We start from the raw sequence: 13713 nt of genomic DNA on the forward strand, positions 1-13713 counted from the left end.
GGGCCGGGAACAAGCAGGGCAGGGACAGCGGCATCAACCCCCGTGAGCGCTTCCGCAACGAAGGATTGTGAGTCAGTTCACGAGGGAGTATGCTCTTTCCAGTCGCATACCGCACAGCTGTTCGCTATACGCACAAATGCAGAAACCCATCTCCTCAGAAGCACTGTCTTTCAATGTGGAAGGACCATCCATGACAAACCTTGCAGCCACCGCCGCCGTCTCCGCGGAGGAACACCGGCTCAAACGCGCCAAGAAGGCCGCACTTGCTGCCTTCCTCGGCGGCGCCCTCGAGTACTACGACTTCTTCATCTACGCCACCGCAGCGTCGTTGATTTTCTCCCGAATCTTCTTCCCCGCCGGCGACCCGACCATTACCCTGCTGGCCTCCTTCGCCACATTCGGCGTTGCATACGTTGCCCGCCCGTTCGGCGCGGTGGTGTTTGGACACCTGGGCGACAAGATCGGCCGGAAAAACACCCTGGTGCTCACACTGGTGCTGATGGGTTCAGCCACCTTCCTGATCGGTGTCCTGCCGGACTTCAACTCCGCCGGCTACTGGGCGCCCGCGCTGCTGGTGGTCCTGCGCCTCATGCAGGGCCTGTCGGCGGGGGCTGAGACCGCCGGTGCATCGGCCCTGTCAACTGAAGAAGCGCCGGAAGGCCGCCGCGGATTCTTCGCCAGCTTCGCCATGAGCGGCATCTCGGCCGGAATCGTCCTAGCCTCCCTCGCCTTCCTCCCCGTCGCTGCCATGGGCGAAGCCGACCGGCTGGCCTGGGGCTGGCGCATCCCGTTCTGGCTCTCCCTGATCGTGCTCATCGTGGCCTACATGGTGCGCCGCTCACTGGACGAACCGGAAGTCTTCGAGGAAAAGCACGACCACGGCGAACTGGTGAAGCTTCCCTTCGCCAAGATGTTCAAGACCCACCCGGCCCAGTTCTTCCAGGTCGCCCTGATGTCCTTCGAAACCGTGACCAACACCTTCATGCAGTCCTTCGGCCTGGCCTATGCCGTTTCCGTCGGGGTCCCGGCCTCCACCATGCTGTGGGTCAGCATCCTGGGCAATATCATCGCCATTGGCTCCCAGCCTCTGTTTGCCCGGCTCTCAGACCAGTTGGGCCGCCGTCCCGTCTTTATTGCCGGCGTCCTTGGCTCAGGCGCCATGATTTTCGTCTACTTCTCGGTCATCTCCACGGGCAATATCGCGATGATCTTCCTGACCAGCACCCTGATCACCGCCGGCACCTACTCGATGTCCAACGCCATCTACCCGGCTTGGTTCTCCGAACTCTTCAACGTCAAAGTGCGCTACTCCGGAATGGCCATCGGCCTGCAGATCGGCATCCTCTGCGCAGGTTTTACTCCGCTGCTCGGAACCGCCCTCGTCGGCGCCGAGAAGGCCAACTGGGCACCCGCAGCCTGGATCGTCGCAGCCTCCTCCGTGCTGGCCGTGGCCGGTGCTCTTTGGGCCCGGGAAACATCCAGGACCCCGCTTCGGGAACTGGGCAACCCCGTCCCTTAACAACGTGCACGGGTGGGACCGCTGGAACCCGCGGTTCCACCCTGCCTTTGCCGTTACCGGCCCTGCAGAACGCGCAGGAGAGAGAAGGATTGGATTCGGATACGGCCACGGTCTAGCGTGAGTCCTATGTCGGCGGCCGATGCTTCAGCGAAGTCCAACAGCAACCCCTTGCTTGTCCTCGGGAAAATAACCTCGATCCTGGACGCCTTCTCGCTCTCCAGGCCGGTGCTGTCGCTGAGCGACATCCGGGAGTTCACCGGAATGCCGACTTCCACGGTCCAGCGGCTTGTCACCAACCTGACCTCCCAGGGCTTCCTGGACAGGGAGGAGGACGCTTACCGCATCGGTATGCGAATGGCTTACTGGGCTGCTCCGGCCACCCGGGGAATGGAAGTCATTGACATCATCAGCCCGTTGCTGAAGACCCTGCGCGACACCACCGGTGAAACCGCCTGCTTCTTCAAGGCGGAGCAGCATTACCGCGTGTGTGTGGCCATGGCCGATACCCGCCATGCCCTTCGACGCGAGATGCATCTTGGCAAGGTGCTCCCGCTGCACGCCGGCTCGGCGGGCCGGGTTTTGCTGGCGTGGGATCCGGAACTCATGGAGGCCGTCCTGCGGGATCCCCTGGAGCCGATCACCGAGTCCACCATCACTTCCTCGGAGGATCTGGAGCAGGTGGTGAAGCGGACGCGGACCGACGGGTTCGCCATCACTGTGGGTGAGCGTGAAGACGGGGCATCCGGGCTTTCCGCCCCGGTTTTCGATTCCGCAGCCGGGTTGGTGGGGGCAGTCACCATCAGCGGGCCAACGTTACGGATGCCGCTGGAGACCTGTGAGGCCTGGGTGGAACCGCTTCTTGCCACCGCCGAGCACATGACCAGATTGATCGGCGGCCGGTTTCCCGGCGAGGCGTGACGCCCGCCGCTTAACGCCCCGCCAGGAAACCAGCAGGAGAACCAGCGGGAAAACGACAGCGCCAAGGCCTCCATCTAGGACCCGGAGCTGGAATACCCGGCGATCGACCTCCCAGCCGCATGCATCGCCGCCCTGTCCGAGGCCACCAGGACCCCGCTGAAGTTCCCGGCGTACGGGCCGAGGTCATCCGCCACGGACCCCACAACAGCGACCACCGGAACCTTCCGGCCTGTTTTTTGCACCCTTTCCAGGATGGCGGAGATGATCTTGCCCTGGCCGGTCTGCGCATCGAGCCGCCCCTCACCGACGACGACGGCATCGGCTGCGGCCAGGTTCTGGTCGAACTTCACGGCGTCCAGGACGGCGTCGGCCCCGGAGACAAGCTCTGCCTCGAAGTGTGCCCACAACCCGCCGGAGAGGCCGCCGGCCGCACCCGTGCGGGGCACGCCGGTCGGATCGCGGGGATAGGAACCGGCCAGCTGCTTCAGCCGCTGTTCCAACAACGCGATCTCGACAGGACCGGCGCCTTTCTGCCGCCCGAATATACGGGGCGCGTCCAGAAAAGACGTCGTCACGTCGGACAGGACGGTGATCCGGGCCCCCCGGAGGCCGCCGCTGTCCCGGATGGCCTGGACGGCGCCGGCTCCCCCGTCGGTGGTGGCGGAGCCGCCTGCCGCCACCATGATGTGGGTTGCGCCTGCATCGACCGCGGCGGCCACCATCATCCCGGTTCCGTACGTACTGGCCGCAACGGCATCACGGGGCCGGCTGCTGGGTACGGTCAGGCCGCTGGCTTGCGCCAGTTCGACGACGGCGGTTCCGTCGGCGGTCAGTCCGATGGTCGCCGGGAGCGGCTCGCCCCACGGGTTCTGCGCCTCGACCGTCACGGCTGAAGCGGCAAGACTGCGGCACAGCGCGTCGAACGTCCCCTCCCCGCCGTCGGCGACGGGCAGCTCTGCCGCTTTCGCGCCGTTATCCCGGATTCCTCCGGCGATGGCCGCTGCGACTTCCGACGCGGAGTACGTCCCCTTGAAGCTGTCCGGGGCGACCAGGACGGTCATACGCCGGTAAGGGAGTTGACGGGGTGGGGCGGCGTGCGTCCTTCCGCGATGGCGACGGCGTTGAGGGCACTGAGCCGGGCCATTTCGCTGCGGACCGCGACGGTGGCACTGCCCACGTGCGGCAGCAGCACGGTATTGGGCAGTTCGGCCAGGCCCGGGGCGAGCCGCGGCTCGTCCTCGAACACATCCAGGCCGGCACCGGCGATGGTCCGGTTCCGGAGGGCCTCCACGAGATCGGACTCGTTCACCACCGGGCCGCGGGCGGTGTTGATCAGGATGGCACCCGGTTTCATCCGCTCCAGCACCTCAGCGCCCACCAGATGCCGGGTCTGGTCATTCAGCGGCACATGCAGGGACAGGAAGTCGCTGCGTTCCACCAGCTCGGGCCAGGGCACCTGCCGGACCTTGCCGGCGAACTCGCCCAGCTCCGCATCGCTGACCGGCCGGTCGCCGGGAGGCCGCGGCGAGAAGAGCACCTCCATCCCGAAGCCCAGGGCCCGTCGTGCGGTGGCGCGGGCGATCCGGCCGAACCCGGCCAGGCCCAGCACCGCGCCGGAGACGTCCCGGCCCAGCAACAGTTCCGGTTCCCAGCCGTGGAACTTGCCGTCACGGACCAGCCGGTCGGCTTCCACCACGCGGCGGGCGGTGCCAAGGATGAGCACCATGGCGATATCCGCCGTCGCGTCCGTGAGGACGCCCGGAGTGTTGCCCACCAGGATGCCGTGCCGCGTGGCGGCGTCGACGTCGATATTGTTGTACCCCACGGCGAAGTTGGACACGCCCTTCACGCGTGCGTCCGCCAGGAGCGGCGCGTCCACGACGTCCCGCAGCTGGGTGAGGACGACGTCGTACTCGCCCGAGGCGCACAGCGCCGCCAGCGTGTCATAGTCCGGGGGCTCGGGCAGCACAGTGACCGATCCGGCGTCGGAAAGCAGCTGCAGCCCCGGGTCCGGGATCGCTGTGGTGACCAGGAACCTGTTGCCCACGCTCAGTTGCCTCCCTGGGCGCAGGGTGTGGCGGCAGCGGGACTGTCCGAAGGGATGACCCAGTCAAAGGCATCAGCCTTGGACCGGGCGCCCTGTGCCGCCTTGGAGCGGTTGGGTTCGCCCAGTTCCGCGAGCAGCTTTTCGGAGAGGATCACAAGCCCGGCGAAGCTTTCTGTGGTCAGCCAGCCGGGCCGGGTGGCAAAAAGGATGTCCTCGCTGGAGGTGTTGCCGCTGGCGCCGGGCGCAAAGGGGCAGCCGCCCAGGCCGCCGAGTGCACCGTCCACCATGGCGGCACCTGCCTGGATGGCGGCGAGCGTGTTGGCCACGCCCAGTCCCCACGTGTCGTGGCCGTGGTAGACGATCCGCCGGGCCGGGGATTCCTCCCGGACGCGCCGGGTCAGCGAGGACACCTGGGCGGGGAATGCCTGGCCCAGGGTGTCGCAGAGGACGATGTCCGCGGTCCCCTCGGCGCGGGGGTCGTTGGCGATGGACAGCACCCGTTCCTCGGGGACGATGCCTTCGAAAGGACAGGTGAACGAGGTCGCGATACACAGCTGGATCTGTCCGTCGACTGCCTTGGCGTACTGGATGGCCTCGGGCAGCGCGGCGAGGCTTTCCTCCGTGGTGCGGCCGATGTTCGCCTTGTTGTGCGAATCCGACGCCGAGAGGCAGTACTGGAAGTTCCGCGCCCCCGCGGCCGCCGCCTTGGCCACATGGCCCGGCGTGGCCACCCAGATCCAGCATTTTTCCAGTTCCTCGGGCGTGAGGGACTGAACCACCTGCAGGGTGTTGGCCATGGTGGGGACCAGGTCCGGGCGGGCCATGGAGCCCAGCTCGATGGCGGGCACCCCGAGGCGCAGCAGTTCGCGCACTGTCTCGAGTTTCCGTTCGGTGGGCAGGAGCTTCCCGGTGAGCTGGAGCCCGTCCCGCAGGGTGACGTCCCTCAGGATGGTGTCGCCGAAGCTGATGGCAGGCGTGGAGCCGGGGTGGTTTACGTGGTGGGTCATGCCTGGAGTGCCTCCTCGCGGCCGGCGGCCGCACTGATCCCTGCGGGGTCCATGCCGAGGAGCCCGCTGAGGATTTCTGTTGTGTTTTCGCCCAGGTCGGGTCCCAGGCTGCGGATGGGCAGGGACTGGCTGCCGATCACCGGAACGATGCCCGGGAAGCCGACCCCGGGGAGGACCTCTTCTCCGGTGGACACGTCGAATTTCTGGATCATGTTCCGGGCGGCGTACTGGCTGTCGGCACTGATGTCCGCCGCGGTGTAGATGGGCCCGGCGGGAACGCCGGCTGCGTCGAGGGCGTCGAGGGCGTCGGCAGCGTCCAGGCCCTTGGACCAGGCGCCGATGGCCTGGTCGAGTTCCTCGCGCCGGGCCCAGCGGCCGGCATTGGTCTGCAGCGAGGGATCGTCCGCCAGGTCGGGTCGGCCGATGGTCTGCATGTAGCGCTGGAAGATGGAGTCCCCGTTCCCGGCCACGACAATGCTGGCACCGTCCCTGCAGACATAAGCATTGGAGGGGGCGATCCCTTCCATCCGTCCGCCCACACGCTGCCGGTCCACGCCATAGGCCTGGTAGTCGGGAATGAGGGATTCCATCATGGAGAACATCGCCTCATGGAGCGCGACGTCGATGATGCGCTCGGTGAGCGGCACAGCCCCGGCCGCGTCCCGCCGTCGTGCTTCCCGTTGGTAGAGGCTCATCATGGAACCGAAAGCGGCATACAGCCCGGCGATCGAGTCTCCGATGGAAACCCCCACCCGGACCGGCGGCCGGTCGGGGTCGCCCACCAGGTTCCGGAATCCCCCGTACGCTTCGGCGACGGCGGCAAAGCCGGGCCGCTCGGACAGCGGGCCTGTCTGCCCAAAGGCAGAAATGCGGGTAATGATGAGTTCCGGATTGGCGTTGTTGAGCACCTCGGTGCCGAGGCCCCACCTTTCCAGCGTGCCGGGGCGGAAGTTTTCCAGCAGGATGTCCGATTTCGCCGCGAGCCCAAGCACGGCCTGCTTGCCGGCCTCGGTCCGCAGATCAAGGACCACGGACTTCTTGTTGCGGTTGATGGTGCGGTACAGCATGGAGGTGTCGCCCTTGTGCAGGCGCCAGTTGCGCAGCTCGTCGCCGGTACCCGGCCGCTCCACCTTGATGACCTCGGCGCCGAAATCTGCAAGCAGCCTCCCGGCCGTGGGTGCGGCGATGTAGTTTCCGAGCTCAAGGACGCGGACGCCGTCCAGCGGCGCGATGCGTGGCTGTGTCATGGTTTCTTCTTCTTTCGTGGGCGTTCGCCGGATATGTGGGTGCTTGCGTTCCGGTCAGAACAGCAGGCTCATGGGCAGGATCAGCAGTATCGCGACGACGGACGCCACCGAAACCCCGACGGTCACCGACTTCAGCGCACCCCGAACGCTCTGCCCCAGCAGGGACTGGAGCAGCCAGAAGGTGTTGCTGGTGACATGGACCATGAAGAGTGATCCGGCGCCGGCCGCCAGGGCCAGCAGCACGGGGTCCAGGCCGATGGCCGGGGCGATGGGAGCCAGCAGTCCGGCAGCCGTGATCGCGGAGAGGGTGACGGAGCCGACGGCGATATGGAGCACGGCCGCGATGGCCCAGACCACCAGGAGCGGGGCAACCGTGCTGGCGGAGAAGAACCCGCCCAGGATGTCGCCGAGGCCCGCTGCGGCGACGGTCGCGGCGAGCGAGCCACCGACGCCGGTGAGGATCAGGATCTGGCCGCTCTCCTTGAAGCCCACTGCGATTGCTTCCTCGACGCGCTTCTGTCCGATGGCGGAACGCGTGACAAGGCAAGTGCCGATCAGGCCGATCAGCAGTGCAATGACGGGCTCGCCCAGGAGCTGGAGCCAGGGCACGTCGACCTTCAGGATCTGCAGGATGGCCCCTGCACCGATGAGGAGCAGCGAGGTCAGAAGAGGCGCGAACAGCACCATCAGCGGGAACTGCTTCCGTTCGCGCTCGGCCACGGCGACGGTCCCGCCGGCAGGCTGCACATCAGCGCCGCCGGAACCCGATGCGCTGCCGGACAGGGCGGTTGCCGGCCCCGCATCGCCGCCGTTCTCTTCCTCTTCACCTTCCCGGTCTTCCTCCGCGACGAAGGTGTGGTCCTCATCTTTCGCCTCGTTCCAGAAACCGCGGCGGAAGAGGAACGTCATGATGGCAATGGAGATGATGATGGTCGGGATGACCAGCAGCAGGCCGAACAGCAGCATTTTTCCCAGCGGCACGTTCAGCAGGCCTGCCAGCGCAAGGGAGGCCACGCCGGGAACCGTGAAAACTATGCCGCACTCGAGAGCGATGGCCATGGCCGTGGCCATGCGCGCTGTGCCGAGCTTGCCGATTCTGGGTGCCAGCTTGCGCGCCAGCGGGGCCGAGATGACGAGCAGGACGTCCAGAAAGATGGATTGCAGGAGCGTTCCGATGGCCAGGCCCATGGTGTACGGGAGGCGTTTGGCGCCGAACGTGTGCAGCAGGTGCTCCACGAGCCGCCGGATCGCGCCGCTCTGGTTAAGGATGGAGCCCATGAGCACGCCGAAGGCTATGAGCAGGCCGACGTCCACCATGATCTCGCCGAACCCGGACGTGATGGTCTTGACGGTCTTTTCGACGCCGAGGCCCACGGCCAGGCCGAGGTAGACGGAGCTGACCACCAGGGCGATGACGGGGTTGACTCTGAAACGGACGATCAGCACAACGGCGGCCAGGACCGCCACGGCCGTATTGATCAGTACAGCTATGTCTGACATAAGGGGAATCCGATCGTTGGGGCCTTCCACGTTGAAGGCTTGGAACCGATGTGCACCGTGAGCGAGGCCACATCGCTCATCCCATAATATGGGTTTAAGTTCATAATGCAAGACATTGGCGCTTCTTCGCGACGATTCGGGCTATCCGTGTCAGGATCAGTTATGCCCGACCGTCTCATGCTGCTGGACACTGCCTCGCTGTACTTCCGCGCCTTCTACGGCGTGCCCGACACGATCCGCCGCGCGGACGGCACGCCCGTGAATGCCGTGCGCGGCCTGCTCGACATGATCGCGCGGCTCACCACCGACTACGGGGCGACGCATCTCGTGGCGTGCTGGGACGACGACTGGCGTCCGCAGTGGCGCGTCGACCTCATCCCGACCTACAAGTCGCATCGGGTCGCAGAGGTGGTGGCCGGCTCCCCCGACGTGGAGGTGGTGCCGGACGCGCTCGAGGTACAAATCCCGATGATCCGCCGCGTGCTCGACCTCGCCGGGATCGCCATTGTGGGGGCTGCCGACCACGAGGCCGACGACGTCGTGGGCACCTACGCCAGCCACGCCGACCTTCCGGTTGACGTGGTGACGGGCGACCGCGACCTCTTCCAGGTGGTCGACGATTCCCGCCAGGTGCGGGTGATCTACACCGCGCGCGGCATGAGCAACCTCGAAGTCGTCACCGACGCAGTCGTCGTCGGCAAGTACCGCGTGCTGCCCGAACAGTACGCCGACTACGCGACCCTCCGCGGCGACGCCTCCGACGGGCTGCCGGGCGTCGCCGGCATCGGCGAGAAGACCGCCGCGTCGCTGCTCCTGGAGCACGGCACGCTCGACGCGCTGCTCGCGGCGGCAGCGGACGCGGGAGGAGGGATGTCCGCATCCGTGCGGGCGAAGCTCGCCGCGGCCGCCGACTACCTCACGGTCGCCCCCACCGTCGTGAAGATCGTCCGCGACCTCGAGCTGCCGACACTTGAGGAGGCGGGTGCCCGGCTGCATCCTGTCTCCGGTGAATCGCGCGCCGAACTCGAGCGCCTCGCCGCCGAGTGGAACCTCGGCGGTTCGGTCAAGCGCCTCCTCGAGGCGCTGGACCTGCGTCAGTAAGGACTGGCGGTGTGGACTGCCAGTGAAGGCTAAGGGCCTGGTTCTAGCGCTTGCCTTTTTTCCGGGAGCCCTTGCCGCGACCCTTATCCGGGTTCGGGGCGTAGCGCTGGGCCACCTTGGGCTTCTTCACTCCGGTCCCCCGCCGGTCCGGCTTCGGCTCCTTCTTGGGCTTTTCCACCTTGGCGGACGGCTGCCGGGAGCTCTGCGCGGTGCGGCCGCGGACGATGCCGACGAACTCCTCGATCACCTCGTCCGTGGCATCACTGGGCCAGGCCAGGGCAATCTCGGTTCCCGGCGCTCCGGTGAGACGGCGGGCCACGGTGTCCTTGACATTGAAATGCCGGGCCACGGACATCGGCAGGATCAGCAAGCCCGCCCCCGAAGCAACCACCTGCAGGGCGGTTTCCGGGCCGCCAAGTTCGTCGGCGTCGAGGAAGATTTCCTGGGCGAGGTCCTCGAGGGCCACTTCCTCGAACACGGCGATCTCGTGGCCCTTGGGGGCCACAACGACGGGCTGTTCCTCATACAGGGGGATGACGTTGAGGCCCTCGCGGTCCACGGGCAGGCGTACGAAACTAAGGTCCGCCGAACCGTCACGCAGGACCGAAAGCTGCGTCCCGCCGTCGGACATGAACGAGCGCAGCGGAACATGCGGCATCCGCTCTTCCCAGCGCCGGATCCATTTCCCCGGAGTGACACCGGCGACGTAGGCAAAGCGGAGCTGCCGCTGCCCGGGCTCCGGCGGGGCGGGCGCTAACGTGGATTCATCTTCAGCGGACACACGTTCACAGTACGCCAGTGGCGCGCGTGGACGGACGGTGCCGGTCCTGCCGTTGGTGCGCTGCGCGCCGGCAGCCGGATACCCTTGAAGCATGACCTCTGCTAACTCCCAGTCCATGAAGCCGGCCACCGTTGCCAAGAAACTTGGCATCTACCTGCCCGCAACACCACAGGAGTTCCAGGATTCAACCATCACCCGCGAGGAGTTCGCCGAGCTCCAGGCCAATCCGCCGGAGTGGCTCGCCGAGCTGCGCCGCAACGGCCCCCACCCCCGCCCGGTGGTGGCGCAGAAGCTGAATGTCTCCATCAGCGGCCTTGCCCGCGGCGGCGTTGACGAGGCGCTGACGACGGCGGAAATCACCGCACTGCTACAGGCTCCCCCGGCGTGGCTGGTCACCGAGCGGGCCACGCACGCAGCCGTCCGCGCCGAGGCGCAGCGCGTCAAGGATGAAACTGCCAAGAAGGACGCCAAGAAGGCCCGCCAGGCCTGAACAAGGCCTCCGCACCACGGATTCCGTCCCGGCCCTTGAGACACCCGGCATCCTGATCCCCCCACGCTAGGGGACCGCCTTCCCCGCGTGGGGCTCCGCCGTGCCCCGGGGTTTTAAGCCCCCAGCAGGCTGGCAACACGCTGCATTCCGGCCGTCGCAGCGAAAGTTGACCCTCGCACACCCCGCCCCCCTCCCACAGACCCCGGGGGGACCCATGGGCACCTCCAATGCGGTGGTTGGCGGCCCCCAAGCGGCCCGGGAAGCACAGCATTTCCGCAACCCGGCTCACCAAATCTGTGGTTGTGCGCGAAGGTCTTGCGCATCTCTAAGTCGATGGGGTCACCATGAAGCCAGCACATTGCAAGCCGGGTGCATACGCATCTCTTCTGCCCGGCACCCGAAGGGCAGGAATCGTTGCCACCGTTTCGGCCGTGGTTTGCGCAACGTCCGTCTTCGCCATTCCACCAGCCAGCGCCGCCGTACCCACCTTCCCGGACAACATCGTGGTCTTTCCCGACCGGGACTTCATAACCATTGAGGGCTACCAGGACCGCATTGGGCAGTCCGCGACCGTCGAGGTGTCGCGGCCCAATGCCGGAGTCATCGGGTCCGCCCGCAGCGAGATTGCGGCAGGGGATGTGGCGTTCGAAATCAACCACCCCGGCGGGGTCTGCTGGGGTGCCGGCACGGGCGTGAATGTCACTCCGGACATCCGCCCCGGGGACGTCGTCTCGATCAAGTTCGACGGCGAGGCTGCCTCCGCCGGCGAAACCAAGGTCCAGGACACCTACGTGACCGGCAGCTCCGAGCGTAACGGCAACACCGTCACGGTCAAGGGCTACCTTGGCAGCGGCGTCGATCCCGACCAGATGGAACAGCGCATCATTGAGCCTGCCCTGAACGACACAGGAGTGGGCCGCCGGGATGTCCGCGCCCTGCCCGGCCCCCTGACGCCCTCTGACAAGGGTGGCTACTCGTCCGGTCTGGAGATCTCCGGGAACACCTTCACCGCCACCTACGTTTTCGATGAGCAGGCAGCGGCCGAACTGGCCGCGAACGCCGCCGGCGCACGCTCCATGGCATGGGAGCTGACAGACGTAGACGGCAACCGCCAGGGCCTGACCATCTCCGAGTACGGCGAGCCAGGAGGACCCGGGATGGGCGGATGCCCCAACGGCCCGCTGCAGTCCGGCCCGCCTGCGCCCTCCAACATCACGGCCGCCAACGTGGCCGGAGGAATCAAGCTGAACTGGAAGCCCGCAGCGGCCATTCCAGGCACTCCGGCCATCACCGGCTACCGCGCCGTAGCAGTGGGCAGGACCGAGACCCTCAACGAGAAAGAGGAAATCGGCAAGCGGATCTCCGGAGCAGGAGCCACAGGAACCACGATCACCGGCCTCAAGTCCGGGGAGGAGTACGACGTCTACGTCGTGGGGGTGAGCAGCGTGGGCGAGACGTTCCCGGCAGCGCACGCAGTGCCCCGGACGGACGGCACCGCGCCGACCGTCACGGCTTCACCCAACGGACTTACGTCCCCTGTCGCCCAGCAGGTGACGCTGACCGCCAGCGAAACGGGCAGCGACATCTACTACACCGTTGACGGTTCGGATCCCGTCGTCTCGGGCGGCGGCCTCGGGGAAACGGCCCTTCGCTACGAGGGTCCCCTGAACATCACCACCACCACGACGCTGCGCTTCGCGGCGTTCGATCCCTCCGGCAACGTCTCGGAGATCCGCGAGGCGACCTTCACCATCACCAACGATCCCGTTCCGGCAGCACCGACCGCCCCGCTGGCCGTGGCCGGCAAGGGCAGCGCAACGCTGTCCTGGAACGCACCGGATCCGGATGCGGAAGGCCTGACCATCAGCGAATACTCCGTGCAGGCTTACACCACGGGCGGCACCGCCTTCGGCGCAGCAAGGTCTGCCGGCACGGCCACCACCTTCACCTATGACGGACTCGCCGCTGACACCGCGTACCAGTTCACCGTGAAAGCCAGGAACATCAACGGCTGGGGCGCGGAATCCGCCAAGAGCCTGAGCTTGACCGCCGAAGGCGACGTCGTTGCCAAGGCCGGGCCGGACCAGGCAGTCGCCCGGCGCACCACGGCAACGACCGTGGCGCTGGACGGCACCGGCTCCACCACCACCGGCGCCACCTATCTGTGGGAGCAGGTCCTTACCGGGACCACGGATCCGAACAAGGTCACTTTGAGCGGCACCACCACCCTGAAACCGACGTTCAGCCTCCCGGTGTTCAGGTACCCGATGACCAACAGCCCGCTCACGTTCCGGCTCACGGTCACGGCCGGCGGCACGGTGAAGACGGATGAGGTCCGGGTGACGCCCGTTCCCGACCGGGTGACCGTCAGCAGCGCACAGTGGAAGAGCGGCGACTTCCGGATCTCAGGGACCGGCTCTGTCGTCGGCGCCACGGTGACCATCCGGGTCGGCGGACCCACCGGCAGGCTGCTCGGACAGGTGGCAGTCACCGCCGCCGCTGCACCAGCCACGGGAGGCCAGTTCAGCCTGAGGCTGCGCAACGCCGCCGCAGGCACCACCAACCCAGGCTCCATCTATGCCGAGTCCACCGTGGGAGGCACCGCCGGCCCCGTCCTGGTAACCAACAAGTAGGACCAGCCCGCCACGGAAGTCCGGTGGTTCCCTGCGGGGAACCGCCGGACTTCCTTGTTCTCCGGGGTATACTGCGTGCGCGGGAATACTTGGCGTACCAGTAGAGTTGATCCCTGCTATCGAGTGCCATCCCGGCGCTCATGCGAAGGAGTGAAACCACCAATGGCAACCGACTACGACGCACCCCGCGTCAGCCAGGACGAACAGCCCGGGGCCGAATCGCTCGAAGCGATGCAGTCCCAGCGCGGCGGATCCCAGACTGCGCTGCTGGACGTCGAGGAGGCGGACACTGCGGAAGGCATCGACCTCCCCGGCGCCGACCTCTCGCACGAAGAGCTGCTCATCCAGGTCGTCCCTGTTCAGGATGACGAGTTCACCTGCATGTCCTGTTTCCTGGTCCACCACCGCAGCCAGCTCGCGCGCGAAAAGAACGGCAACAAGTACTGCTCGGAGTGCGAAGGGTAACCGCC

12 protein-coding genes are annotated in these 13713 nt (G+C 66.8%); 6 read left to right on the forward strand and 6 right to left on the reverse strand.

Going from position 1 to position 13713, the window contains the following annotated elements; genetic code table 11:
• Positions 1–190: 190 nt before the first annotated feature.
• A complete protein-coding gene (locus tag AC5RUM_RS03410) occupies positions 191–1519 on the forward strand; it encodes an MFS transporter (protein WP_494033605.1) in 1329 nt (442 codons plus the stop codon).
• A 126-nt stretch (positions 1520–1645) separates the two neighbouring features.
• Positions 1646–2437 carry an IclR family transcriptional regulator gene (locus AC5RUM_RS03415; protein WP_494033606.1) on the forward strand — a complete coding sequence of 264 codons (792 nt, stop codon included), beginning with the start codon at positions 1646–1648 and terminating at the stop codon, positions 2435–2437.
• A 74-nt stretch (positions 2438–2511) separates the two neighbouring features.
• On the opposite strand, the gene AC5RUM_RS03420 is transcribed toward AC5RUM_RS03415, so the two are convergent.
• The 5 genes from AC5RUM_RS03420 to AC5RUM_RS03440 are packed head-to-tail and all read right to left on the reverse strand — an operon-like array spanning position 2512 to position 8238.
• Entirely contained in the window at positions 2512–3498 is a 987-nt protein-coding gene (locus AC5RUM_RS03420) for a glycerate kinase family protein (RefSeq protein WP_494033607.1), read from the reverse strand.
• Complete coding sequence (locus tag AC5RUM_RS03425; protein WP_494033608.1) at positions 3495–4484, reverse strand: 2-hydroxyacid dehydrogenase; 990 nt, start codon at positions 4482–4484, stop codon at positions 3495–3497. The genes AC5RUM_RS03420 and AC5RUM_RS03425 overlap by 4 nt, the downstream gene beginning before the upstream one ends.
• Positions 4485–4486: 2 nt before the next feature.
• Positions 4487–5491, reverse strand: a complete 1005-nt coding sequence (locus tag AC5RUM_RS03430; protein ID WP_494033609.1) for a hydroxymethylglutaryl-CoA lyase-like TIM-barrel protein — start codon at positions 5489–5491, stop codon at positions 4487–4489.
• Positions 5488–6738, reverse strand: a complete 1251-nt coding sequence (locus AC5RUM_RS03435) for a CaiB/BaiF CoA transferase family protein (protein ID WP_494033610.1) — start codon at positions 6736–6738, stop codon at positions 5488–5490. The genes AC5RUM_RS03430 and AC5RUM_RS03435 overlap by 4 nt, the downstream gene beginning before the upstream one ends.
• A gap of 54 nt (positions 6739–6792) precedes the next feature.
• Positions 6793–8238, reverse strand: a complete 1446-nt coding sequence (locus tag AC5RUM_RS03440; RefSeq protein WP_494033611.1) for a GntP family permease — start codon at positions 8236–8238, stop codon at positions 6793–6795.
• A gap of 162 nt (positions 8239–8400) precedes the next feature.
• Between AC5RUM_RS03440 and AC5RUM_RS03445 the strand changes: the two genes are divergently transcribed.
• Positions 8401–9339 carry a 5'-3' exonuclease gene (locus tag AC5RUM_RS03445; RefSeq protein WP_494033612.1) on the forward strand — a complete coding sequence of 313 codons (939 nt, stop codon included), beginning with the start codon at positions 8401–8403 and terminating at the stop codon, positions 9337–9339.
• 43 nt (positions 9340–9382) lie between these two features.
• Here the strand turns inward: AC5RUM_RS03445 and AC5RUM_RS03450 are convergent, their stop codons facing one another.
• Positions 9383–10120, reverse strand: a complete 738-nt coding sequence (locus AC5RUM_RS03450; RefSeq protein ID WP_494033613.1) for a LysR family transcriptional regulator substrate-binding protein — start codon at positions 10118–10120, stop codon at positions 9383–9385.
• Between the two features lie 91 nt (positions 10121–10211).
• On the opposite strand from AC5RUM_RS03450, the gene AC5RUM_RS03455 reads away from it, so the two are divergent.
• The 3 genes from AC5RUM_RS03455 to AC5RUM_RS03465 all read left to right on the forward strand — a co-directional run bounded on the left by AC5RUM_RS03455 (position 10212) and on the right by AC5RUM_RS03465 (position 13708).
• A complete protein-coding gene (locus AC5RUM_RS03455; RefSeq protein ID WP_494033614.1) occupies positions 10212–10610 on the forward strand; it encodes a DUF5997 family protein in 399 nt (132 codons plus the stop codon).
• A 344-nt stretch (positions 10611–10954) separates the two neighbouring features.
• Positions 10955–13243 (forward strand): chitobiase/beta-hexosaminidase C-terminal domain-containing protein, encoded by a 2289-nt coding sequence (locus AC5RUM_RS03460; protein WP_494033615.1) that lies wholly within the window; start codon positions 10955–10957, stop codon positions 13241–13243.
• A gap of 162 nt (positions 13244–13405) precedes the next feature.
• Positions 13406–13708, forward strand: coding sequence for a DUF4193 domain-containing protein (locus tag AC5RUM_RS03465; protein WP_400577100.1), 303 nt, complete (start codon positions 13406–13408; stop codon positions 13706–13708).
• Positions 13709–13713 lie beyond the last annotated feature (5 nt).

The organism is Arthrobacter sp. B2060 (assembly GCF_059090445.1).

Excerpts from the sequence above, each read along its gene's own strand:
- AC5RUM_RS03410 (WP_494033605.1), top strand. The coding sequence starts at position 191 with ATGACAAACCTTGCAGCCACCGCCGCCGTCTCCGCGGAGGAACACCGG.
- AC5RUM_RS03415 (WP_494033606.1), top strand. The coding sequence starts at position 1,646 with ATGTCGGCGGCCGATGCTTCAGCGAAGTCCAACAGCAACCCCTTGCTT.
- AC5RUM_RS03420 (WP_494033607.1), bottom strand. The coding sequence starts at position 3,498 with ATGACCGTCCTGGTCGCCCCGGACAGCTTCAAGGGGACGTACTCCGCG.
- AC5RUM_RS03430 (WP_494033609.1), bottom strand. The coding sequence starts at position 5,491 with ATGACCCACCACGTAAACCACCCCGGCTCCACGCCTGCCATCAGCTTC.
- AC5RUM_RS03435 (WP_494033610.1), bottom strand. The coding sequence starts at position 6,738 with ATGACACAGCCACGCATCGCGCCGCTGGACGGCGTCCGCGTCCTTGAG.
- AC5RUM_RS03440 (WP_494033611.1), bottom strand. The coding sequence starts at position 8,238 with ATGTCAGACATAGCTGTACTGATCAATACGGCCGTGGCGGTCCTGGCC.
- AC5RUM_RS03445 (WP_494033612.1), top strand. The coding sequence starts at position 8,401 with ATGCCCGACCGTCTCATGCTGCTGGACACTGCCTCGCTGTACTTCCGC.
- AC5RUM_RS03455 (WP_494033614.1), top strand. The coding sequence starts at position 10,212 with ATGACCTCTGCTAACTCCCAGTCCATGAAGCCGGCCACCGTTGCCAAG.
- AC5RUM_RS03460 (WP_494033615.1), top strand. The coding sequence starts at position 10,955 with ATGAAGCCAGCACATTGCAAGCCGGGTGCATACGCATCTCTTCTGCCC.
- AC5RUM_RS03465 (WP_400577100.1), top strand. The coding sequence starts at position 13,406 with ATGGCAACCGACTACGACGCACCCCGCGTCAGCCAGGACGAACAGCCC.